We start from the raw sequence: 22,644 nt of genomic DNA, 5'->3' as shown, positions 1-22,644 counted from the left end.
CTTTCGTTCTTTTACGCTGTTCTTAGATGATGCTTATTTGTCCTTCTGGTCGAAGTGCTTGAGGGCTATATGATCGAGGGCGTTGTAAAAGTCCTCGCCATATTTGCGAATAAGGGGCTCTTTGAGAAATTTGTATACGGGTACCTTCAGCTTGCGGCCCAGCTTGCATGCGGGCTTGCAAAGCACAGGACGCGGCTCGTAATTGACAGCCTCATACCCTGGATGCGATGTGATGCGTATGGGATATAGGTGGCAGGATATGGGCTTGCGGAAATCGGTAAGGCCCTCGCGCCACGCCTTTTCTATGCCGCACTTCACAGTGCCGGTCTCATCGGTATAGCCGTATACGCAAATGCCACCATTGACGGTGGGCGTTACATAGCCATACTCGCTGTCTATAGTATGGGTACCCTGGCGTTCTATCTCGGGTATATATGCCTCGTCGAGGCAAGGCTTGATATGGGGGTAGATACGGGCTATGATGTGTGTCTCTTCCTCGGTGAGGGGCGCACCACAGTCGCCATCTACACAGCAGCCACCTTTGCACTTGGTGAGGTCGCACACGAACTCTTCCTCTATTATCTCATCGCTCAGCAGTACATTATCTATGGCTATCATTGTTACATATTGATGTAGTTCATCAGCAGGTTGTATTTCTCCAGCATATCTTCCTTATCGCTCTCCCTGCCATACACCTCGGTAACATGATAATTGTGCCGGCTGAAAGATGCCACTACGGCATCGAGCACGGTGCGGTTCAGCTTCAGGGTCACCTCCAGCATACCTTCCTGGCCGGTGTGCAGCTGCATGCCCAGTATGGCCACATCCTCGTTCTCGCATATGCGGGCTATCTCGTACATAGAGTAGTTGCGCGGAGACACCTCCAGCACCAGTATACCACCCGGGCTGCTGATGCCTGTTTGCGTAGCAAAGTGATCTATAAGGGTGTCTTTGGTGATGCTGCCCATGTATTTGTTCTCTGTATTGATAACAGGCAGGACCGAGAGCTTGGCCTCGTACATGATGCGAAGGGCATCGAACGGATGCGAGAGCGATGAAATGGCAGGCCGGAACTGCAACATGCCCGGGTCATCGAGCGCTACACTATCGTCTGCGGCTTCCAGCAGGTGATCTTCTGTTACCAGGGCTATATACTCCTCGTCGCTCACTATGGGCAGGGCGGCCATCTTGTGCTCGTCCATCATCTGCAGGGCCTTGCCTATGGTATCTGCCGGGGACAGGGTGGGCGTGGACAGGGAGACCGATCTTTCTATACTCATCTCTATTAGAAGGGGGTAATGTCCTTAGGTATGTACAATAAACGTACCAGAAGTACTTTTTAACCTTTGTGTTTCTCCAGGAAGGGTGCAAGGATCTTGTTAAATTCTGCGGGCACTTCCATCATGGGCGCATGGCCGCATTTATCTATCCAGTGCAGCTCTGAATTGGGGAGCAGCTTATGGAACTCCTCTGCCACCATAGGCGGCGTAATGGTATCGTTGCGGCCCCATATGAGGCATACGGGCAGTTTTATCTGCTGCAGCTCCTCGCCCAGGTTGTGACGTATGGCAGAGCGTGCCAGGGTGATGATCTTTATGGCCTTCAGGCGGTTGTTGATGATGCTGAACACCTCGTCCACCAGTTCCTTGTTGGCTATTTTGGGGTCGTAGAAGGTGAGCTCTGTTTTCTTCTGCACATAGTTGTAGTCGCCGCGCTTGGGGTATGTTTCGCCCATACCGTTCTCGAACAGGCCGGAGCTACCCGTGAGGGTGATGGTCTTGATGAGCTCGGGATGTTTGAGCGCGAATACCAGCCCTACATGGCCGCCCAGGGAGTTGCCCAGGAGGTGTACATTGCGCAGTTTCTGATGTTCGAAGAATTTGTTGACGAATTTGGCAAGGCCGCCCACGCTGGTCTCCAGTACTGTAAGGTCGTAGAGAGGAAGTATGGGAATGATAACGCGATGGGTCTGCTTGAAATGGTCTACAAGGTCTTTGAAGTTGCTGAGTGCGCCGAACAAGCCATGCAGCAGTACCAAGGGTTCGCCTGCTCCTTCTTCTACATACTTGAATTTGCCTGAGTGTTTTACTTCGTAGTCCATTGATCGTCTCGAGAGTGTGCTGCTAAAATACTACTGTTTGCGATAAAAAAGTAAAAACGCATGAGGTAGGGCCTAAAAAGCGTAAAGCTCCAGAGAACTGGAGCCTTACTTACACCTTATGAAAAATATACCCACCACAAATGTACGATCAGTTTTAATAAAACAAAGGCTATTTTTTGTTAAAAAGGATCTATACCCTTCATTTTGGAGATAAATGGGCATGGAAGCAGCTATTTTTGGTACAGGTATTGATATATGAACGGTATCATGAAGCAACTGATAATTATAGCTACGCTCATTTTTTCTGTAGGCAATGCCCATGCGCAGGGCCTGGGCGGGTATATGCTGGATACCGTATATATGCTGCCGGAAGCAAGGGTGACCGAAAAATTCAAGAACGATACCGACCGCTACCACTACAACCAGACCAAATATTATGTGACCACTATACTACCCTACCTCGATGCTGCCACAAAACTCTTCAGGGAGATAGACAAAAAGGTGAACGAGCCGGGCATAAGCAAACGCGAACGCAAGGCATATGTGAATGCCAGGGAAGATGAGATGCGCAGGGAGTTCGAGGACAGGGTGAAACAACTGAACGTGACGCAGGGTACCCTGCTGGTGAAGCTGGTAACCCGCCAGACCGAACTGAACATATATAAGATGCTGCAGGAGTTCAAGAACCCGCTGACGGCAGTGAAGTGGCAGGCATGGGCTCGCTTTAACGGGCTGAACCTGGACAAGAAGTACGACCCGAACGAGGAAAATATGCTGGAACTGATAATGGAAGACCTGGGTTACCCGCTGCCGGTGGGCTATAGAGCCGCGGTATACGCCAATGGCGCAAGATAAACTGCTGAAAATGTTTACGGTATGTTATGGGGATAAGATCTTCATTAGATCTTTTCAGAAACACATAACTTTATGCGTCACTACAATGTTATGAAACTCCCCCCTTACACTTACCACGAAGCTAAAGCGCTGAGCGGCGAACACCAGCATATAGTTGGTCTTTCGTACGACCAGCAATGCACTACTACCGTAGATATGGTAGTAGTAGCCCCTCACGACCAGAATAGCAGGAACAGGTTCCTGATGCTGTACCTGATGCTGAACGATGCCGATGCCGCATTATCTCTCGACTACTCGGGCACACAATATGATGTAATGGTCATATCAGGATCGTCGAATGTTAGCGGCATGCAGCAATGCAGCCTGCACCAATGGCTGACCCAGGATGCACAGGACATGGAAATGCAGTGTGCCGATGAAGATATTCGCCAGGTAACATTATAACATAAGCCGGTGGGCTAAAAAGAATGGCGGCGATATGATGTACTCATATCGCCGCTTCTTATTTTATAAAATGCTGCGTGTTATGCATTGAGCATACGCTCCAGGGCGGTATCGTAGGCTTTCTTCCAGTCGCTGATGTAGCCCCAGCCTTCTTCATCTATACATATCTCGGGCTCGGCGGTAACGAAGCCCAGTTTGGTGAAAGGCACATCGGTAAGCTCGGCCTCGAAAAGAGGCTGCAGCTCAGCGCTTACAGACACCACTACACGGCTCTGCCCCTCGCCAAAGAGGGTACCGTCCTTGCGCACATCGCTACGGGTGCTGATGTTGAAGCCAAGACCATTTACCATGCTGCTTTCCAGCAGGCAGGCAAAGAGGCCTCCCTCTGAGATATCGTGCGCAGAGCGGATGAGCTTTGCCCTTATGAGCCGTAGCAACCTTTGCTGCAGGGTCACCTCATCATCGAGCAGGAAATGAGGTGCGGGGCTGTGCGTGACACCGCATATGTGGTGCAGGTATTCAGAGCAATTGATATCGCCGGTATTGACACCAAGCATATATATGGCATCGCCCGCATGTTTGAAGCCCAGGGACATCTTTTGTGTCAGGTTATCCAGCACACCCACCATACCTATTGTAGGCGTAGGGTATACAGGGCCGTCCTCGCTCTGGTTGTAGAAGCTCACGTTGCCACCTGTAACAGGGGTATCCAGCCTGCGGCAGGCATCGCCCATGCCTTTGATGGCATTGACGAACTGGTAGTATACCTCGGGGTTGTAAGGGTTGCCGAAATTGAGGCAGTTGGTAATGGCCACCGGCTGGCCACCGCTGCATACTATATTGCGCGCTGCCTCGCTCACGGCTATCATACCACCCTTGTAAGGATCGGAGAAAACGTAGCGGCTGTTGCAATCTGTGGTCACGGCAAGCGCCTTGTCAGAGCCATGTACGCGCACGACGGCCGCATCACTGGGCTCGTTGGTATGCGTATTGCCGGTGCCTACCATGCTATCGTACTGCTCGTATATCCAGCGCTTAGAGGCTATGTTGGGTAGCTGCACCAGCTCGTAGGCCACCTCTTTCAGGTCGCCGGGAACGGGTATGCTATTGGGGTCGAAGCTGCGTATCTGCTCGAAATATTTAGGTTCGGTGTACTCCCTTTCGTATACGGGTGCGCCACCGCCGAGAACGAGGCTTTCGGCAGGCACATCTGCCATCAGCTCGCCATTCATGTAGTACTTCAGGTTAGTATCTTTTGTCACCTCGCCTATCTGCACACAGTGTATGTCCCATTTATCGAAAATGGCCTGTACCTCGGCCTCGCGGCCTTTCTTCACTACTATGAGCATACGCTCTTGGCTTTCGCTCAGGAGCATTTCCCATGGCTTCATGTTGTGCTGGCGGGTAGGCACCTTGTCCAGGTGAATGATCATGCCATGCTCGCCCTTGGCGCTCATTTCGCTGGTGCTGCAGGTAATGCCCGCTGCGCCCATGTCCTGCATACCTATGAGGGCACCGGTGGGTATCATTTCCAGGCAGGCCTCCAGCAGCTTCTTCTCTTCGAAGGGGTCGCCTACCTGCACGGCAGGCAGTTGCTCGGCGCTCTTCTCATTTATATCGGCCGAGGCGAAAGATGCACCGCCTATACCGTCCTTGCCTGTAGATGCGCCCACTATGAAGACAGGATTGCCAACGCCATGCGATGTGGCAGATACCGTTTGGCCCACTTTCACCACACCCACGCTCATGGCATTCACCAGCGGATTGGTCTGGTAGCAGCTTTCGTAATATACCTCACCGGCCACGGTAGGTACGCCAAAACAGTTGCCGTAATGGCCTATACCCTTTACCACACCCTTTATGAGCCAGCGGGTCTTGGGATTATCGACCTTGCCGAAGCGAAGCGAATTGAGGGAAGCTATAGGCCGCGCACCCATAGTGAAGATATCGCGGTGTATGCCGCCCACACCCGTGGCCGCACCCTGGAAAGGCTCTATGGCCGATGGGTGGTTGTGGCTCTCTATCTTGAACACACAGCCCAGGCCATCACCTATATCTACAAGGCCTGCATTCTCCTCGCCGGCCTTTACCAGCAGCCTGGCTCCATCGCGGGGCAGGGTCTTCAGCCATTTTATAGAATTCTTATAGCTACAGTGCTCGCTCCACATTACGGAGTACATAGCAGCTTCGTTGAAGTTGGGCGTGCGGCCCAGTATCTGTTTTATCTTTTCGTATTCGTCTTCGCGGAGGCCCAGTTTCATGGCCTGTTCGAGTGTGGCTAACATGCGGTAAAATTACGATCTTAGGAGGAGAAGTAAAAGCGTGAGTATCAATGAATACATGTGCCGGCCGAAAATATATGACATATGCTGCCATGCGCACCACCGGCACCAGCCACTGGCGACGGCCCGATATATGTACCTGATAATGTGCGTGTAATGTAATGAACGCAATGTATTTTTGGCGGCCGAATACCCACCTTATGAGAAAAATATCGTTTTTGCTGCTGCTGCTTTGGACCATAACGCCCTGCCATGCACAAATACCTGCCATAGAAAAAAGCGCCCCGGTAGATGTGACCTTTACAAGCTGGAACAGGCTGCTGCAATTAAAGAACGGGAATACACATTATTTCAGTGCGGGGATGAGGGGAATGGAGGTGAACGTATATGACGCAACGAGGAAGATAGTGGCCAAACAGGTAATAAAAAGCAAATACCTGAAGCACAGAAAAATGAAGCGGGTATTCGTAGCTGGGCTGTACGAGATAGGCGGACAGCCTGTACTGTTCTACTGGCAGGCAGAGAAAAGCAAGCCTGTGATGTACCGTATGCGCTTTGATGCAGGCAACGGCAGCCTGGTGCAGGAAGAGCGTATAGGAGATATGCCCGAAATAAAGCTGATGAGGCGGGACGGCAGCGACATATATGTAGAGAAAGACCCGGCGACGGACAACTATGCCATCATATTCTTTAACGGCAATACAACGAAGATAACGCAACGGGTGCGGGTGATACACTATAACGGCAGCCACAATGTGATAAATGCCGCCTACTGCACCCTGCCCGAGGACCATGACCACCAGCGATATATAGGAGCCGTAGTAGATGGAGATAAAAGAGTGTTCCTGGCGTCATTCGCCTTTAACAGGGATGCTAAGGAGAGCTCCCCCGTATATATATCGCGGCTGGGAGTGGGCGATGCCGCCTTTTTTACCAAACGGCTGGCCCTGGGGCAGGAGATGGGCAGAACGGCATCGGTGATGCACTACGACCGGCAGACCAATGCGATAAGACTGCTATCGGCAAAGCTTTCCAGCGCGAAGTATCCCTTTGGCACCCCTACCTTTTATTACAGGGCGTTCCTGTGTTATATAGATGCAGAGCACCTGGGCCTGAAGAGCGAAAAGCCCATACTGAACAAGAAAGTGAACGCCTATGCTATGACCACACTAGGGGCAGAGCAAGGGTTTGCGGGCGTGCCACAGCAAATGATCATGAATGCGGACATGTCCATCACATTGCTTTCGGAAGAGATAACACAAACGATAGTAAGAACACGCAGCACCTACAATGAATACTCTGTGCTGGGCACTATGGTTATATCAGAACTGGATGCCGAGGGGAATGAAACGGACGGCTATATGATAAGAAAGAAGCAGGAATGCGATGGCCTGGTAGAAAGCATGTATATGGCCGACAGGACCAGGGGAAAATGGTATATGAAGCAAGGTGGCGATGAGCATTCATCATTCGCGTACATAAGGACGGAGAAGGGAAAGTATATCATTTTCAATGACAACCGGAAGAACTTTGACCGGGAAGAAGATGATGCAAAACGAAAGATGGCAAGGGGGCTGCACCAATTCGAAGCGGCCTGCTATAAGATAGATGAGGGCGGCGTTAAACGGTCCTACCTGTTCGGCGACCCTGAAAAAACCGATGCAAGACATGTGGTAATGATAACATCGGCCCACCAGCACCCTACCACCGGAGTATATGCTACACTGCTGCGCGAGTATACCGATAAGGGTGAGGCTGTGCGGGTAGCATGGCTTAGATTTCCCTAGCCAAGAGGGGTAAAAAGCTATTTTGGTGCATTTTCCTGCAACGATCCCACACTTTTCCCCACCGTTTCCGGGAGGGCAGGGCTATCATTTATATGATCTTTTTGCTCCCCTCCCCTTCCAAAAACGAAAATATCACCTGTTCTCTCGGCTTAGAATGCATAAAAAGCCACCTTTTCACCCTCCTGAACAGGGTTTTGCACAGTAATCCACAACATTTAACAGGTAATTCACATTAGGATAAGGCAAAAATGAGGCTAAAACAGTCTCAAAACCTTTACTGTAAAGGCTTTCGGCGGAATAATACCGTGTGGAAAAATAAGGGGTCCAAATTATTCAAATAATTATGTTTTTAAGTGGGAAAAGGTGTTACTTTGTGTGAACAAAACGTAACTCTCAACATCAATGACCCGCTTTCTAGGTGAAAATGAAGTAGCTGTGGACGCAAAAGGGCGTTTTCTACTGCCTGCGAGCTTTCGCAAGCAGATAGCGGACGGACTGGGTGAGAAGTTCGTTGTGAAGTGCGGCCTGGAGAAATGCATAACCATATATACCACAGATTCATGGGCAGAGTCGTACGATAAGATATCGAAGCTGAACGACATGAAGAAGGAGAACAGGGATTTCAAAAGGGCATTTCTCTTTGGCGCATCGTATGTGGACATAGATAGCGCCGACCGCCTGCTGATACCCAAGACACTGCTGGAGTATGCAGGCATAGAAAAAGAGGCCGTGCTGATAGGTTCGGGCAAGAAAATGGAGTTGTGGAGTAAAGATACATACTATGCTATGCAACTCAAAAATGTTGCAAGGCTGGAAGATATGGCAGAGAGCGCTGAGATAGACCTGGGAGAACTGTAAAGAAGCAGCAATGGCAACAGAAGGTTTTTACCATACTACGGTGCTGCTGCATGAGGCGGTGGACGGGCTGGCGATAAGGCCGAACGGTGTATATGTGGATGCGACATTCGGGGGAGGAGGGCACAGCAGGCTGATACTGGAGCGGCTGAACAAGGACGGACGGCTGATAGCCTTTGACCAGGACGCGGACGCATGGAGGAACAGACCCGATGACGACAGGCTGATAGCGGTGACGGAGAACTTCAGGCATATGCGCCGGTTTTTGAGACTGCATGGGTATAACGAAGTAGATGGGATACTGGCAGACCTGGGAGTGAGTTCTTTTCAGTTCGATACGGCAGAGCGGGGTTTCTCTATAAGGTATGACGGGCCACTGGACATGAGGATGGACAAACGCGGCGAGCTGACGGCGGCAGATGTGCTGAGGACCTATACCGAGCCACAACTGCACAAGCTCTTCGAGCAATATGGAGAGGTGCGCAACTCGAAACAACTGGCGAAACATATAGTAGAGCAGCGGGGCCGGGCAAAGGTGCAGACGATAGCAGGGCTGAAGGGAATGCTGGCACAGGTGGTAAGGGGCAACCCCAATAAATATATGGCGCAGGTGTTTCAGGCGCTGAGGATAGAGGTGAATGACGAACTGGGCGCGCTAAAAGATCTTTTACAACAGGCGGCAGCGAGCCTGAAGGAAGGTGGAAGACTGAGCGTGATATCGTTCCACTCGCTGGAGGACAGGGTAGTGAAGCAGTATATGAAGCGTGGCAGGTGGGACGAGGCGAACGAATATGAGGAGACCGCACCACCGCCGCTAAAGCCGGTAACGGCAAAGCCTATAGAGCCTACCGAAGAAGAGGTGAGGCAGAACCCGAGGGCCAGGAGCGCCAGGCTGAGGGTGGCAGAAAAGAACCCCACATACTAAGGGGACAAAAGAGTAAAAAATAATTGCGGTACGCCGCAGTGCTACAATAAAGAACGCCCGGTGGGGCAAAGGGTATGAGCAGCGAGGATAAAAATACACAACAGCAGCAGGCCGGTATGGCGCCTGCTCAGAGGGTCAGAAGCGACTGGCGGTCGTTGGTGGAGAAAGTATCTTATAAAGCGATAGTCAATAATATTCCTTTCCTGTCTTTTGTAGTGCTGCTGTGCGTGCTGTACATCAGCAACAGCCAGCGTGCCATAGATATGCAACGCGAGCTGAACAAAAGGAACAAGGAGCTGAAGGAGCTGCGATGGAAGTACATAGACGTAAAGTCGCAGCTGATGGATGTGAAAACGGAAAGACAGGTGATGATAAGTGCAGACAAGATAGGACTGAGGCCATCGGTACTGCCCGCATATAAGATACAGAAACACTAACGATACCAAGCGAGTTCTGAAGTGAACGTGAAGAAAGACATACGATTCAGGGTATACATAACATTCACATGTATGTTCGTACTGGGCTGCGCTATAATAGCGCGCGCGGTATACATACAGGTGAAGCAGGGACCGGAGCTACGCTCTATGGCCCGCGAGATGCATACCCGCTTCGAGACACTGGAAGCAGAGCGCGGCAACATACTGAACGAAGAAGGCAGGCCACTGAGCACATCGATACCGGAGTTCGATGTGCATATAGACTTCTCTGTGATAGACACAGCGCTATTTGCCGACCAAATAGACTCTCTGAGCCGCTGCATGGCCATCCTGTTCGTGAACAAGGGCAAGAGCGCGGAAGACTACAAGGAAGAATTCGTGCAGGCATACGACAATGGCAACAAATACTACCCCCTTGGCCGCAAGCTGAAATACTATGAGTATGAGGCGCTGCGCAATTTCCCCATATTCATAAAAGGCAAGAGCGGTGGCTTCATAGCAGAGCCGAAGGAAAAAAGAAGACTGCCATATGGCGAATTCGCAAGGCGTACACTGGGCATTTTTCGCGACAGCAATATAAACGGCCTGGAGGCAAAGTACAACAAGGAACTGGCAGGTGAGAACGGCCGCAGGGTGGTACAGAAAGCCGCAGGCGGACTGTGGGTGCCCGTGGACGGGAGCGAGGCCGAGCCAGTGAACGGAAAGGATATAGTGACCACGCTGGACATGGACGTACAGGCCGTGGCACATGATGCCCTGCTGAGCAACCTGAGGAAATACCAGTGCCTGTACGGTACATGTATAGTGATGGAAGTGGCCACGGGCAAGATACGCACACTGGTGAACCTGGGCAGGCAGAAGGATAGTACCTATACCGAGGACTTCAACTATGCTACGATACCTACAGAGCCGGGTTCCACCTTCAAGCTGATGACGCTGACCGCACTGCTGAACGACAAGTATATAAACGTGGACAGCATAGTGGATATACAGGGCGGCAGGCGGCAGTTCGCCAACAGAGTGATGGAGGATTCGCACCCCAACCCCTCGCTGGGACCTATGCCTATATGGAAGGCATATGCTATATCCAGCAACGTAGGTATGGCAAAGCTGGCCGACAGGTATTACCACGACCAGCCCCAGAAATATGTAGACCACCTGAAACGCCTGCACCTGGACAAGTACACAGGTATAGACCTGCTGGGCGAGCGTAAGGCCAAAGTGATGGAACCATCGGGCAAGCAGTGGAGCAAGACATCGCTGCCATGGATGGCCATAGGCTATGGCGTACTGATAACGCCACTGCATACCTGCATGCTGTACAATGCCGTTGCCAACAATGGCAAGATGATGAAGCCCTACCTGGTGAGCGCAATAAGGGAGTACGGAAAAGATGTGAAGACCATAGAACCAGAAGTGGTAGCCACGCTGGGCGACGAAGAGGTAGTAAGGCAACTGCGCAAATGCACAAGGGCCGTGGTAGTAGAGGGTACAGGCAAGGATATAGCATCGCCCTACTATAGCATGTCGGGCAAGACAGGTACGGCTCAGGTGGCCGATAAAGGTATAAAGTACACCGATGGTGTGTACCAGGGATCGTATGTGGGCTATATGCCGGCAGAGAACCCAAAATATACCATATGTATAGTGATAAGGACAAAGCCTCATTCATCGGCATACTATGGCGGCACCATAGCTGCGCCGGTATTCAGGATGGTGGCCGATAAGATATTCTCGCGCAATATGGGCGCATGGACCACACCTCTGGACAGCATGGCAAAGACAGGATCGGCAGCATTGCCTGCGAAGGCAGCTACGGCCAGCGCCTACGAGATACTGCTGGGCGCCATGCACAAGAAGATGCCCATACCTGTAGAGCAGCGCAACCTGATGGTGCAGGCCGTGACCGACACCACAAAGCGCACACATGTGCAGGAGAAGGTAGTATACAAAGGTATAATGCCCGATGTAACAGGCATGACCCTGAAAGATGCGGTATACATGCTGGAGAACTACGGTGTGCATGTGCAACTGGCAGGAAAAGGAAAAGTAATAGCACAGTCTGTACCTGTAGGTACAAGGCTGCAAAAAGGACAGAGCATAACACTGCAACTGGGATAATGAGTACGCTAAAGAACATATTGACCGCTATAACGCCCGTGCAGGTACAGGGCGATACCTCTATGCAGGTATCGGGTATCTGCATAGACTCGCGCAAGGTGGGGGCAAGTAGTGTGTTCGTAGCGGTGGCGGGTACGGCGGTAGATGGGCATGCATTTATAGATAAGGCCATAGCGCAGGGCGCGGCAGCCATCGTGTGCGAGCACATGCCACAAGCCATAGCAGGTGTAACATATGTACAGGTGCAGGATAGTGCAGAGGCCGCAGGGCTGCTGGCAGCAGCATTCTTTGAGCATCCATCGCAGGAGATGAAGGTGGTGGGTATAACCGGCACCAATGGTAAGACCACTACGGCCACACTACTCTACAAACTGTTCGAAGCGCTGGGATATAAATGCGGTCTGATATCTACCGTGCAGAACCATATACATGATAAGGTAGTGGTGGCCACGCATACCACGCCCGATGCGATATCGGTACAGGCGCTGCTGCGCCAAATGGCCGATGCCGGCTGTACACATGTGTTCATCGAAGTTAGCTCTCATGCCGTACACCAGCGCAGGATAGCGGGTATAGCATTCGCGGGCGGGGTCTTCACGAACATCACGCACGATCATCTTGATTACCACAAGACGTTCGACGAATATATAAAGGTGAAGAAGCGTTTCTTCGATGACCTTTCATCAACAGCATTCGCTCTGACCAATATGGATGATAAGCGTGGCGCGGTGATGCTGCAGAACACGGCCGCCAGCCGCAACACATATAGCCTGAAAGCACCTTCTACCATAAAAGGCAAGGTGCTGGAGAACAACCTGACGGGACTGGTGATGAATGTGGACGGGCATGAGGCGCACTTCAGGATGATAGGCACCTTCAATGCATATAACCTGCTGGCAGTGTACGGATCGGCAGTGCTGCTGGGCGAAGACAAGCTGAATGTACTGGCCACTCTGAGCGGCCTGCATGGCGCACCGGGCAGGTTCGAGACCATATTGTCTCCGGAAGATAAGATACTGGGCATAGTGGACTATGCGCATACGCCCGATGCACTGGTGAACGTGCTAGCCACTATAGAGCAACTGCGTACCAACGGGCAGCAACTGATAACCGTGATAGGCTGCGGTGGCGACAGGGACCGCACCAAACGCCCTATAATGGGACAGGTGGCCTGCGAGCACAGCGACAAAGCGATATTGACATCGGACAACCCAAGGAGCGAGGATGCCGAAACGATACTGAACGATATGGAGTCGGCACTATCGATGTCGCAGAAGAGAAAGAGCCTGCGTATCACCGACAGGCGCGAGGCGATAAAAGTAGCCTGTACCCTGGCACAGGCCGGAGATATAATACTGGTAGCGGGCAAGGGACATGAGACATACCAGGAGATAAAAGGAGTGAAGCACCATTTCGATGACAGAGAAGTATTGACAGAAACTTTTAAAACACTGAATAAATAAACAAGCTACAATGCTCTACTACCTGTTCACATACCTGCGCGATAAGTTCCACCTGGCTGGGGCGGGGGTGTTCAATTACATCACCTTCAGGGCGGGTATGGCTATAATATTGTCGCTTGTTATCTCGCTACTGTTCGGTAAGAGGCTGATAGAGTTCCTGCGCCGCAGGCAGATAGGCGAGACCGTGCGCGACCTGGGCCTTGAGGGCGAAAAGCAAAAGAAGGGCACACCTACTATGGGTGGCATCATCATCATAGCCTCTATACTGATACCTACACTGCTGTTCGCAAGGGTGACGAATGTGTATATAGTGCTGATGCTGGTGTCTACACTGTGGCTGGGTGTGGTAGGATTTCTTGACGACTATATAAAGGTGTTCAGAAAGAACAAGGAAGGTCTTGCAGGCAGGTTCAAGATAATGGGACAGGTAGGCCTGGGTATAATAGTGGGTCTTACCATGTACTACAACGACCATGTAGTGATAAGCAGGGAGGTAACGAAAGGCCAGCAGGGCGTATATAGCAAGGCTGAGAAACCCGAGCCCGGCCGCTTTACCCGTAAGGACGACAAAGGCCGCGAACACACCTATGTGAACGTGCGAACCGCCACTACTACCATACCATTCATAAAGACACATGAATTCAGGTATGAGAAGATAGCGGCTATATTCGGTGCCGACAATGTAGGTGTTACCACTCCCATCATTTATGTGCTGTTCGTCATCTTCATCATAGTAGCTGTATCTAACGGCGCCAATATAACAGATGGTATAGATGGGCTGGCCACAGGGGTATCGGCCATCATAGGCATATGCCTGGGCGTGTTCGCCTATGTATCGGGCAACTATGTTTTTGCCGGCTACCTGAACATAATGGACATACCCAACCTGGGCGAGCTGTCCATATTCGTAGGCGCGTTCGTAGGTGCGTGTGTGGGTTTTCTTTGGTACAATGCCTATCCCGCACAGGTGTTCATGGGCGATACCGGCAGCCTGGCGCTGGGTGGCATTATCGCATCGCTGGCCATCATAGTGCGCAAGGAGCTCCTGATACCTATCATCTGCGGTATTTTCCTTGTAGAGAACCTATCGGTGATAATACAGGTATGGTACTTCAAACGCACGAAGAAAAAATATGGCGAGGGGAGAAGGATATTCCTGATGTCGCCACTGCACCACCACTACCAGAAGAAGGGATACCATGAGGCCAAGATAGTGACGCGCTTCTGGATAGTGGGCATAATGCTGGCCATAATGAGTATAGTAACACTGAAGCTGCAATAACAATGAGCAACAACGAGACCTTGAAAAGACTGGTGATACTGGGCGCCGCTGAAAGCGGTGTAGGCGCTGCCATTCTGGGCAAGGCCAAAGGGTGGAATGTGTTCGTGAGCGATGGCGGTAAGATAAAGCCACAGTTCAAAGAAGCACTGGAACAGAACGGCATAGCATACGAAGAGGGCGGCCATAGCATGGACAGAGTACTGGCCGCCGACAGCATAGTGAAAAGCCCCGGCATACCCGAAAAGACCGATGTGATGAAGAAGGTGCGTGCAGCGGGTATAGAGGTGTGCAGCGAGATAGAGTTCGGCTACAGGTATAAAGGCGATAGCAGGATAATAGCCATAACCGGCAGCAATGGCAAGAGCACTACTACCATGCTCACCTATACGCTGCTGAAGGATGCGGGCTATGATGTGGCCCTGACAGGCAACATAGGGTACAGCTTTGCCCGTCAGATAGCAGAGCGACCGTGCGAGTGGTATGTGATAGAGGTAAGCAGCTTTCAGCTGGATGATATACACAGCTTCAGGCCGGATGTGGCGATACTGCTGAACATAACACCCGACCACCTGGACAGATATGAATACAAGTTCGAGAATTATATAGCATCTAAATTCAGGATAACCCAATATCAGAAAAGTACAGATCACTTTATCGTGAACCAGGACGACAAAGTGATACAAGAATACCTGGCCACCCATTCTATTCACGCAACTACAATTTTCTTCACAATGAGTAACAATATTCCGGAAAATGATGGCGGTTTCATCGATGACGGCATGATGCACATCCGTTATAACGGTGAATATTTCGACATGTCCATTCATGACCTGACAATAAAGGGCAAGCACAATCAATATAATAGCATGGCAGCAGGCATATCGGCCCGAATAGCAGGCATCCGCAAAGAGAAGCTGCGGGAGACATTCACCCGCTTCAAGGGCCTGGCGCACAGGCTGGAATATGTGGCCACCATACGCGGTGTAGATTTCATAAACGACAGCAAGGCCACGAATGTGAACTCGGTATGGTTCGCGCTGGAGAGCATGGATAAGCCCACTATACTGATACTGGGCGGACAGGACAAGGGTAATGACTATACCGAGATACTGGCCCTGGTGCGGCAGAAGGTAAAGGCCATAATATGCCTGGGCGTGGACAACAAACCTATACACGATGCCTTTGCACATGTGGTAGATACTATAATAGATACCACCAGTGCGCACGAGGCAGTACATGCGGCCTACTCTTATGCCGAGAATGGCGATGTGGTGCTGCTGGCGCCCGGCTGTGCCAGCTTCGACAGGTTCAACAACTTCGAGGACAGGGGTGAGCAATTCAAGGAAGCAGTAAGGAACCTGTAGTGATATGAGTGACCATCAATAAAGCAAAGTATATGGCAGACACAATGAAACAAATACTGAGAAGAACGAAGGGTGACAAGGTCATCTGGGGCGTTGTGCTGCTGCTATCTTTCATCAGCCTGCTGGCGGTGTACAGCTCTACCGGCTCGCTGGCATACCGAATGGTGACCAACCCGGGCTACTACCTGGCCAAGCAGGTGATGGTACTGGCGCTGGGGCTGGTGATCATATACTTCGTACATACCATCAACTATACAAAATTCGCAAGAGTAGCTGTGGTGCTCTACCTGCTGAGCCTGCCACTGCTTGTGTATACACTGTTCTTCGGCACTACCCTCAACGAGGGTTCGCGCTGGATAAGGCTTCCGGTCATCAACCTCACCTTCCAGACATCAGACCTTGCGAAGCTGGCGCTGTTCATGTTCCTGGCTCGTGTACTGAGCATAAAGCAAGAAGTGATAAAAGACTTCCGTAAAGGTTTTTTACCTGTACTCGTCCCCATGCTGCTCACCTGTATGCTCATAGCGCCTGCGAACCTGTCTACGGCGCTGATGCTGGGTATCACCTGCTCTATAGTGTTCTTCATAGGCAGGGTGCAGATAAAACATCTGCTGCTGATGGCGGTAGCTGGTTTCATGTGCCTGTGTGTGGTATACACCGTATCGAAGATAACAGGCAAGGGCAGGGCCGCTACATGGGAGCAGCGTATAAAGGATTTTGCCGGAGGCGGCAATAAAAAAGATGTAAAACATAAGGACCAATACCAGGTAGAGCAGGCCAAGATAGCGATAGCGAATGGCGGCATCACTGGTCGCGGGCCGGGCAAGAGTGTGCAGAAGAACTTTCTACCACACCCATATTCCGACTTCATTTTCTCTATCATCATAGAGGAGTATGGTATCATAGGCGGCGGCATAGTAGTGTTGCTCTACCTGCTGTTCCTGTGGCGCAGCGTGCTCATCTTCAAGCGATGCCCGTTCGCGTTCGGGGCTTTCCTGGCGGTGGGGCTCAGCATCACACTGGTGTTCCAGGCGCTGCTGAACATGGCAGTGAATGTGAACCTTGTACCTGTGACCGGCCTTACCCTGCCTATGATAAGCATGGGTGGATCGTCGATATGGTTCACCAGTATAGCTATAGGCATAGTACTGAGTGTGAGCAAGTATGTGGATGAGATGGAAGGACAGAAGAAAAAAGCGGCAGCACTGGCAAAGACACCCGCAGGCGACCTGGTACAGGTAGCCATGGAAGATGCTGCTGCAGAAGCTGCGGAGGCAGAGGAAGTAAAAGCTGAAGAACCCACAGCTGAAGAAACGCCTAAAAAGAAAAGAAGAAAAGTATCGCAGATACCATTGGACTAAGACCATGAGCGAACTACGAGTGATAATAGCAGGAGGGGGCACAGGCGGGCATATATACCCGGCCATAGCCATCGGTCATGCCTTGCAACGGCAGCGACCCGGTACCCGTTTGCTGTTCGTAGGCGCCAATGGCAAGATGGAGATGGAGAAAGTACCGAAAGAGGGTTTTGATATAGTGGGGCTGGATATAGCGGGCTTCGACCGCAGCAATATGCTGAAGAACATAACACTGCCTTTCAAGCTGCTAAAGAGCCGCATGAAAGCACGCAGCATCATAAAGGACTTCGGGCCCGATGCGATAGTGGGTGTGGGTGGTTTTGCCAGCTTCCCCATACTGCATGCAGGGCAGGGAATGGGCGTGCCTACACTGATACAGGAACAGAACTCCTACGCAGGCAAAAGCAATAAGATACTGGGCAGGAAGGCCAAAGCCATATGTGTAGCATATGAAGGTATGGACCGTTTCTTCCCCGCCGGCAAGCTGATACTGACAGGCAACCCTGTACGGAAGAACATAGCGGAGATGAACAGGAGCCAGGCAGAGGGCAGAGAGGTATTCGCGCTGAAAGCGGGTGTAAGGACACTGCTGGTAGTAGGTGGCAGCCTGGGTGCCCGATCGGTGAACGAGACCATAGATGCACAACTGGAAGATATAGTAAGCGATGGCACACAGGTGCTATGGCAGACAGGCAAACCCTACCTGGAGAAGGCAAGGGCGCGTGCAGCGGCATTCGGAGACAGGGTGAGGGTGCATGATTTTATCACTACCATGGACCTGGCCTATGCTGCGGCCGATGTAGTGATATCGCGCGCGGGAGCGCTGGCCATAGCAGAGCTGTGCATAGTGGGCAAGCCCGTGATATTCGTGCCATACCCGCATGCTGCCGAGAACCACCAGGAAAGCAATGCCATGGCGCTGGTGAACAACAAAGCCGCGCTGATGGTGAAGGACAAGGACCTGCGCACAGATCTTGTAACAAAATTGAAAGAACTGATGAAGGACGAGCCATTGCAAGCCACGATGGCGCGTAACATAAAAGCAATGGCCATAAAAGATGCGGCTGACAGGATAGCGGCAAAGGTGATAGAAATAGCAGGCAAGTAAACAGGTATATGAACGTAACGGCAATAAAAAGAGTGTACTTCGTAGGCATAGGCGGCATAGGCATGAGCGCCCTGGCCAGGTTCTTCAGCGACCGTGGCGCAGTGGTGAGCGGCTACGACCGTACAGAGACCGAGCTTACGCGCAAGCTGGCAGCCGAAGGCATGGCCATACACTATACCGATGACGTGGCACTGTGCGATAAGGCCACAGAACTGGTGGTGTATACACCTGCCATACCGAAAGACCACAAAGAGCTGAACTGGTACAGGGACAATAATTATCCCGTGTACAAGCGCAGCGATGTACTGCAGTGGATAACAGAGGCTATGCATGCTATAACCGTGGCAGGCACGCATGGTAAGACTACCATATCTACCACTATAGCCTACCTGCTGCGCGAGACCAGCTATGGCTGTAACGCCTTCCTGGGTGGTATATCGGTGAACTATGAGCGTAACTACTGGCATAGCGACAACAATACTGCTGTGATAGAGGCCGATGAATATGACCGCAGTTTCCTGAAGCTGTTCCCCGATATAGCGGTGCTGACATCGATAGATCCCGACCACCTGGACATATATGGCACGCCCGCAGAAATGGAGGCCGCCTTTATACAGTATACAAAGAATATAAAGCCCGGCGGCACACTGCTGGTAAAGCATGGCCTGCACAGGCAGAGCGAACTGAAAGGGCCGAACACCATTACCTATAGCCTGCAGAACGATGCGGCCGATGTATATGCCGAGAACATAACACAGGAGCATGGCGGCTATATATTCGATGTAGTGGGCAAAGGATGGCGGGCAGAACAGATGAGACTGCGCATAGGCGGTATGCACAATGTAGAGAACTCTATAGCTGCCATAGCAGTGACACAGATGCTGGGCATAGACATAGCAGCCGTGCGCAGTGCGCTGGCAACGTTCAGGGGTATAAAGAGAAGGTTCGAATACCTGGTGCATACCGATGAACATGTGTATATAGACGACTATGCACATCACCCCGAAGAGCTGGCCGCGCTGATAAAGAGCGCGAAGCGGCTTTTCCCTAAAAGGAAATGCGTTATCGCCTTTCAGCCGCACCTCTTCAGCCGCACACGCGACCTGGCCGATGGTTTTGCCCATAGCCTGGACATGGCCGACGAAGTGATACTGCTGGACATATACCCGGCGCGTGAGCTGCCCATGGAAGGCGTGACCACAGAGACGATAACCAGCAGGATGGCCAACCCGGCACATACCGTACTGAGCAAGGAAGGACTGGTGGAATATGTACGCAGGGCACGGCCGGCATTGTTCATAACGGCAGGCGCGGGAGACATAGATAAATTGACAGGAACTATAAAAGAGATACTGCAACAGGCATAATGGCGCAGAAACGCAAAATATCGATACGCAAAACATTGCAGGTGCTGCTTACGGCAGTAGTGGGCACCTGCTGTGCCATAGCTATCGTCAGTGCATCGCGCATAGAGGGTTCGTTGTCGCTGAAGGGCGAGCCACAGGTACACATCAGCAACAACAGGAAGTATCACTTCATAGACCAGAAGGAGATAATGGACCTTGCCATAAATAACCGCAATGTGGATGTAAAGAACACACCGGTATCGAAGCTGGATGTGCGTGGTATAGAGCGGGCCATAATGGCCGACCCATGGGTGGCCGATGCGCAGGTATATATAGACATAGACCGCGTGATGCATATGTATGTGACACAGCGTGTGCCTATAGCAAGGCTCTTCAGGGAGAACGGCGACAGCTACTACATGGATAGCTCGCTGCATACCATGCCCCTGAGCGAAAGCCACACCTACTACACCATGGTGGTGACCAATGTACCTGATGTAGCGAACGATACCGCCCGCAAGGCGCTGATGAAGAAGATATCGACGATAGTAAATGCGATACGCATGGATAGCTTCTGGAACGCACAGGTATCGCATGTAGTGGTAGATAGCGCAGGAGAATTCGAGCTGATACCGGTGCTGGGCGAACAGAAGATACGCTTCGGCGACACATCGCGTGCGAAGGAAAAACTGGCGAACCTGGTAGCATTCTACCGCAATGTGCTGAACCGCATAGGCTGGGACAAATACCAGACACTGGATGTGCGCTTCAAAGGACAGGTAGTAGCATCACCGGCGCTCTTCAAAGAGGATGACCCTACCTTCAAGCGCATGAGCTGGGTGGCAAGCATAAAGGCCGCGCAGGAGCAGTCGCACCTCACCGACTCTGTACGCACAGCGGCAAGGGTAGCGGCCCAATCCGCAGCAGAAAGGCTGACACAGGCAGCAGTAGCACAGCAGGCAGCACTGAAGAAAGAGAAGAAGGACAAGAAGAACAAGAGCAAGGATCCTAAAGAGAAAAAGGTAGTGGGCAAGGGAAAAGAAGTGCTGGAGAACTTGAAGAACTCGCTAAGGGGCAAAGGAAAAGAAACAAAGGGCAGAACAGCAAAAGAAAAGGATAAGAAAGCTACAGCAAAGAAAGAAGATGCAAAAGCAGTAGCCACTAAAAAGCCTGCAGCAAAGGAAGCGGCCACGAAGCAGAACGCCAAACCCCACCAGGCACCGGCGGCAGCAAAAAAGACCACACCACACAATGCTGCCACTGCAAAAAAGGCAGCAAAAGCACAGGCGAAAACAAAAGAGAAAGAAAAGGATAAGAAGAATAAGGACAAAGGCAACGACAAAACAAAAAAACAGGGTGCAGCAAAATACTCGTACCCCGATCAGCATAAAGGACATTAACAGTCAACAGGCATTCAAATATCCATACAGTATGAACAAGAAAGAGAACCCAATTATTGTAGGGTTAGACATCGGTACTACGAAGGTGGTGGCCATTGCCGGCCGTAAGAACGAGTTCGGCAAGCTGGAGATACTCGGCTTTGGCCGGGCAGATTCAGAGGGCGTTACCCATGGTGTTGTAATGAACATAGAGCAGTGCGTACAATCTGTGGACCTGGCCATGAAGCAGCTAAAGGAGAACGCTCCCCTGCTGGATGTAAAGGAAGTATATGTAGGTATAGCCGGGCGCCACATCAAGAGCATGCAGCTGCAGGGCAGCCGCGTACGCACCAATGTAGATGTGGAGATAAGCAGAGAAGATACCGAGAAGCTGATGCAGGACCAGCGCAGGTCTTACCTGCCATCCGGCGATCAGATAATCGATATCATAGCGCAGGACTATACGGTGGACAACATCAGCAACATCGTAGACCCGGTAGGTATGAGCGGTGTGAAGATCAGCGCGAACTTCCATGTCATCACCGGCGACAGTACTGCCATACGCAACATCAAGCGGTGCGTGGACAGGTCGGAGCTGAAGACGTGCGACCTGGTATTGCAGCCATTGGCATCGGCCGCAGCAGTGATGAACGAAGAAGATATGGAAGCCGGTGTGGCCATTGTGGATATTGGTGGCGGCACTACGGACATAGCTATCTTCAGCGACGGCATACTGAAGCACACTGCAGTGATACCCTATGCAGGTGTGAACATAACTACGGACATACAGTCTGGCCTGAGGGTGCTGAAAGCACAGGCAGAGCAGATGAAAGTACAGTTCGGCGTAGCGCATGTGAGCGGCGCACCTGCCAATTCCTACATCACCATACCCGGCCTCAGGGGTCTGCCTTCCAAAGAGGTGACCATAGTAAACCTTGCACACATCGTACAGGCCAGGATGGAAGAGATACTGGAATATGTGATGTTCCATATAAGGCAGGTAGGGCTGGAGCACAAGCTCAATGGCGGTATCATACTCACAGGTGGTGGTGCGCGCCTCAAGCACATCACACAGCTTACAGAGTATGTGACAGGTATGGGCGCACGCATAGGCTACCCCAACGAGCATCTTGCCGGTGGCCATAGCGATGTGCTGATGAGCCCCATGTATGCTACCTGTATAGGTCTCATACTGCGCGGCTACCACGACTTTGAGAATGGCCGCATGGAGTTCACAGGCATGAACGGCAATGTGCTGCGAAACAGCGTAGATGAAGTAGTGGAAGAAGAAGAGGAGGAAGAAGACGACTTCGTGGTAGAGGCCCAGGTACAGCAAACGGTAGCTGTGGGCGCCGGCCGCAGCGACAAATTGAAGAAGCGACAAGACAATATGAAACAACTCTTCGACAGGCTGAAAGGCAAGTTCATGGACCTTTTCGAAGATATAGACGAAGATCCCCCACTGGAATAAAGAAAAAATATGACGGACAATAACAACAAACCATTATTTTTAAATATTCACAACTCTAACTCCAAT

At 51.4% G+C, this 22,644-nt stretch carries 19 protein-coding genes; 15 read left to right on the top strand and 4 right to left on the bottom strand.

What is annotated here, in order from left to right; translation table 11 throughout:
• Window positions 1-33: 33 nt before the first annotated feature.
• The 3 genes from ABD843_RS10805 to ABD843_RS10795 are packed head-to-tail and all read right to left on the bottom strand — an operon-like array spanning window position 34 to window position 2,101.
• Window positions 34-618 carry a DUF3109 family protein gene (locus ABD843_RS10805; RefSeq protein ID WP_345082857.1) on the bottom strand — a complete coding sequence of 195 codons (585 nt, stop codon included), beginning with the start codon at window positions 616-618 and terminating at the stop codon, window positions 34-36.
• 2 nt (window positions 619-620) lie between these two features.
• On the bottom strand, window positions 621-1,280 hold the full coding sequence (locus ABD843_RS10800; RefSeq protein WP_345082854.1) for a CBS domain-containing protein: 660 nt from the start codon (window positions 1,278-1,280) through the stop codon (window positions 621-623).
• A gap of 59 nt (window positions 1,281-1,339) precedes the next feature.
• The gene (locus ABD843_RS10795) at window positions 1,340-2,101 is read right to left on the bottom strand and encodes an alpha/beta fold hydrolase (RefSeq protein ID WP_345082851.1); all 762 of its coding nucleotides are present in this window, start codon (window positions 2,099-2,101) and stop codon (window positions 1,340-1,342) included.
• 267 nt (window positions 2,102-2,368) lie between these two features.
• On the opposite strand from ABD843_RS10795, the gene ABD843_RS10790 reads away from it, so the two are divergent.
• A complete protein-coding gene (locus ABD843_RS10790) occupies window positions 2,369-2,956 on the top strand; it encodes a DUF4294 domain-containing protein (protein WP_345082848.1) in 588 nt (195 codons plus the stop codon).
• A gap of 90 nt (window positions 2,957-3,046) precedes the next feature.
• A complete protein-coding gene (locus ABD843_RS10785; protein ID WP_345082846.1) occupies window positions 3,047-3,400 on the top strand; it encodes a hypothetical protein in 354 nt (117 codons plus the stop codon).
• 80 nt (window positions 3,401-3,480) lie between these two features.
• Here ABD843_RS10785 and purL read toward each other — a convergent pair whose 3' ends face one another.
• A complete protein-coding gene (gene purL / locus ABD843_RS10780) occupies window positions 3,481-5,685 on the bottom strand; it encodes a phosphoribosylformylglycinamidine synthase subunit PurL (protein WP_345082843.1) in 2,205 nt (734 codons plus the stop codon).
• Between the two features lie 197 nt (window positions 5,686-5,882).
• On the opposite strand from purL, the gene ABD843_RS10775 reads away from it, so the two are divergent.
• The 13 genes from ABD843_RS10775 (at window position 5,883) to ftsA (ending at window position 22,578) form a co-directional block, all read left to right on the top strand.
• Complete coding sequence (locus ABD843_RS10775) at window positions 5,883-7,469, top strand: hypothetical protein (RefSeq protein ID WP_345082840.1); 1,587 nt, start codon at window positions 5,883-5,885, stop codon at window positions 7,467-7,469.
• Window positions 7,470-7,871: 402 nt separating this feature from the next.
• The gene (gene mraZ, locus ABD843_RS10770; RefSeq protein WP_345082837.1) at window positions 7,872-8,327 is read left to right on the top strand and encodes a division/cell wall cluster transcriptional repressor MraZ; all 456 of its coding nucleotides are present in this window, start codon (window positions 7,872-7,874) and stop codon (window positions 8,325-8,327) included.
• Window positions 8,328-8,337: 10 nt separating this feature from the next.
• On the top strand, window positions 8,338-9,249 hold the full coding sequence (gene rsmH, locus ABD843_RS10765; RefSeq protein WP_345082833.1) for a 16S rRNA (cytosine(1402)-N(4))-methyltransferase RsmH: 912 nt from the start codon (window positions 8,338-8,340) through the stop codon (window positions 9,247-9,249).
• Between the two features lie 74 nt (window positions 9,250-9,323).
• Window positions 9,324-9,686, top strand: a complete 363-nt coding sequence (locus tag ABD843_RS10760) for an FtsL-like putative cell division protein (protein ID WP_345082830.1) — start codon at window positions 9,324-9,326, stop codon at window positions 9,684-9,686.
• 27 nt (window positions 9,687-9,713) lie between these two features.
• On the top strand, window positions 9,714-11,807 hold the full coding sequence (locus ABD843_RS10755) for a penicillin-binding protein (protein WP_345082828.1): 2,094 nt from the start codon (window positions 9,714-9,716) through the stop codon (window positions 11,805-11,807).
• Window positions 11,807-13,270, top strand: a complete 1,464-nt coding sequence (locus ABD843_RS10750; RefSeq protein ID WP_345082825.1) for a UDP-N-acetylmuramoyl-L-alanyl-D-glutamate--2,6-diaminopimelate ligase — start codon at window positions 11,807-11,809, stop codon at window positions 13,268-13,270. The genes ABD843_RS10755 and ABD843_RS10750 overlap by 1 nt, the downstream gene beginning before the upstream one ends.
• A 10-nt stretch (window positions 13,271-13,280) precedes the next feature.
• Window positions 13,281-14,552, top strand: a complete 1,272-nt coding sequence (mraY, locus tag ABD843_RS10745; RefSeq protein ID WP_345082822.1) for a phospho-N-acetylmuramoyl-pentapeptide-transferase — start codon at window positions 13,281-13,283, stop codon at window positions 14,550-14,552.
• A gap of 2 nt (window positions 14,553-14,554) precedes the next feature.
• Window positions 14,555-15,916, top strand: a complete 1,362-nt coding sequence (gene murD / locus ABD843_RS10740) for a UDP-N-acetylmuramoyl-L-alanine--D-glutamate ligase (protein ID WP_345082819.1) — start codon at window positions 14,555-14,557, stop codon at window positions 15,914-15,916.
• A gap of 44 nt (window positions 15,917-15,960) precedes the next feature.
• On the top strand, window positions 15,961-17,277 hold the full coding sequence (locus tag ABD843_RS10735; protein WP_345082815.1) for an FtsW/RodA/SpoVE family cell cycle protein: 1,317 nt from the start codon (window positions 15,961-15,963) through the stop codon (window positions 17,275-17,277).
• 4 nt (window positions 17,278-17,281) lie between these two features.
• A complete protein-coding gene (gene murG, locus ABD843_RS10730) occupies window positions 17,282-18,382 on the top strand; it encodes an undecaprenyldiphospho-muramoylpentapeptide beta-N-acetylglucosaminyltransferase (RefSeq protein WP_345082812.1) in 1,101 nt (366 codons plus the stop codon).
• A gap of 8 nt (window positions 18,383-18,390) precedes the next feature.
• On the top strand, window positions 18,391-19,749 hold the full coding sequence (gene murC, locus ABD843_RS10725; RefSeq protein ID WP_345082808.1) for a UDP-N-acetylmuramate--L-alanine ligase: 1,359 nt from the start codon (window positions 18,391-18,393) through the stop codon (window positions 19,747-19,749).
• Window positions 19,749-21,128: a cell division protein FtsQ/DivIB gene (locus tag ABD843_RS10720; RefSeq protein WP_345082805.1), complete on the top strand. Its 1,380-nt coding sequence runs from the start codon at window positions 19,749-19,751 to the stop codon at window positions 21,126-21,128. Before murC ends, ABD843_RS10720 begins: the two co-directional genes overlap by 1 nt.
• Before the next feature lie 31 nt (window positions 21,129-21,159).
• Complete coding sequence (gene ftsA, locus ABD843_RS10715) at window positions 21,160-22,578, top strand: cell division protein FtsA (RefSeq protein WP_345082802.1); 1,419 nt, start codon at window positions 21,160-21,162, stop codon at window positions 22,576-22,578.
• The last annotated feature ends 66 nt before the right edge of the window (window positions 22,579-22,644 follow it).

Source organism: Nemorincola caseinilytica, from assembly GCF_039540515.1.
Taxonomy (GTDB): Bacteria; Bacteroidota; Bacteroidia; order Chitinophagales; family Chitinophagaceae; genus Nemorincola; species Nemorincola caseinilytica.
Note: the sequence above shows the minus strand (reverse complement) of the source record. Positions and strands in the feature narration are given on the sequence as shown.

Bases quoted from the DNA above. Each gene is read 5' to 3' on its own strand.
- ABD843_RS10805 (WP_345082857.1), bottom strand. From the start codon at position 618: ATGATAGCCATAGATAATGTACTGCTGAGCGATGAGATAATAGAGGAA.
- ABD843_RS10800 (WP_345082854.1), bottom strand. From the start codon at position 1,280: ATGAGTATAGAAAGATCGGTCTCCCTGTCCACGCCCACCCTGTCCCCG.
- ABD843_RS10795 (WP_345082851.1), bottom strand. From the start codon at position 2,101: ATGGACTACGAAGTAAAACACTCAGGCAAATTCAAGTATGTAGAAGAA.
- ABD843_RS10790 (WP_345082848.1), top strand. From the start codon at position 2,369: ATGAAGCAACTGATAATTATAGCTACGCTCATTTTTTCTGTAGGCAAT.
- ABD843_RS10785 (WP_345082846.1), top strand. From the start codon at position 3,047: ATGAAACTCCCCCCTTACACTTACCACGAAGCTAAAGCGCTGAGCGGC.
- purL (WP_345082843.1), bottom strand. From the start codon at position 5,685: ATGTTAGCCACACTCGAACAGGCCATGAAACTGGGCCTCCGCGAAGAC.
- ABD843_RS10775 (WP_345082840.1), top strand. From the start codon at position 5,883: ATGAGAAAAATATCGTTTTTGCTGCTGCTGCTTTGGACCATAACGCCC.
- mraZ (WP_345082837.1), top strand. From the start codon at position 7,872: ATGACCCGCTTTCTAGGTGAAAATGAAGTAGCTGTGGACGCAAAAGGG.
- rsmH (WP_345082833.1), top strand. From the start codon at position 8,338: ATGGCAACAGAAGGTTTTTACCATACTACGGTGCTGCTGCATGAGGCG.
- ABD843_RS10760 (WP_345082830.1), top strand. From the start codon at position 9,324: ATGAGCAGCGAGGATAAAAATACACAACAGCAGCAGGCCGGTATGGCG.
- ABD843_RS10750 (WP_345082825.1), top strand. From the start codon at position 11,807: ATGAGTACGCTAAAGAACATATTGACCGCTATAACGCCCGTGCAGGTA.
- mraY (WP_345082822.1), top strand. From the start codon at position 13,281: ATGCTCTACTACCTGTTCACATACCTGCGCGATAAGTTCCACCTGGCT.
- murD (WP_345082819.1), top strand. From the start codon at position 14,555: ATGAGCAACAACGAGACCTTGAAAAGACTGGTGATACTGGGCGCCGCT.
- ABD843_RS10735 (WP_345082815.1), top strand. From the start codon at position 15,961: ATGAAACAAATACTGAGAAGAACGAAGGGTGACAAGGTCATCTGGGGC.
- murG (WP_345082812.1), top strand. From the start codon at position 17,282: ATGAGCGAACTACGAGTGATAATAGCAGGAGGGGGCACAGGCGGGCAT.
- murC (WP_345082808.1), top strand. From the start codon at position 18,391: ATGAACGTAACGGCAATAAAAAGAGTGTACTTCGTAGGCATAGGCGGC.
- ABD843_RS10720 (WP_345082805.1), top strand. From the start codon at position 19,749: ATGGCGCAGAAACGCAAAATATCGATACGCAAAACATTGCAGGTGCTG.
- ftsA (WP_345082802.1), top strand. From the start codon at position 21,160: ATGAACAAGAAAGAGAACCCAATTATTGTAGGGTTAGACATCGGTACT.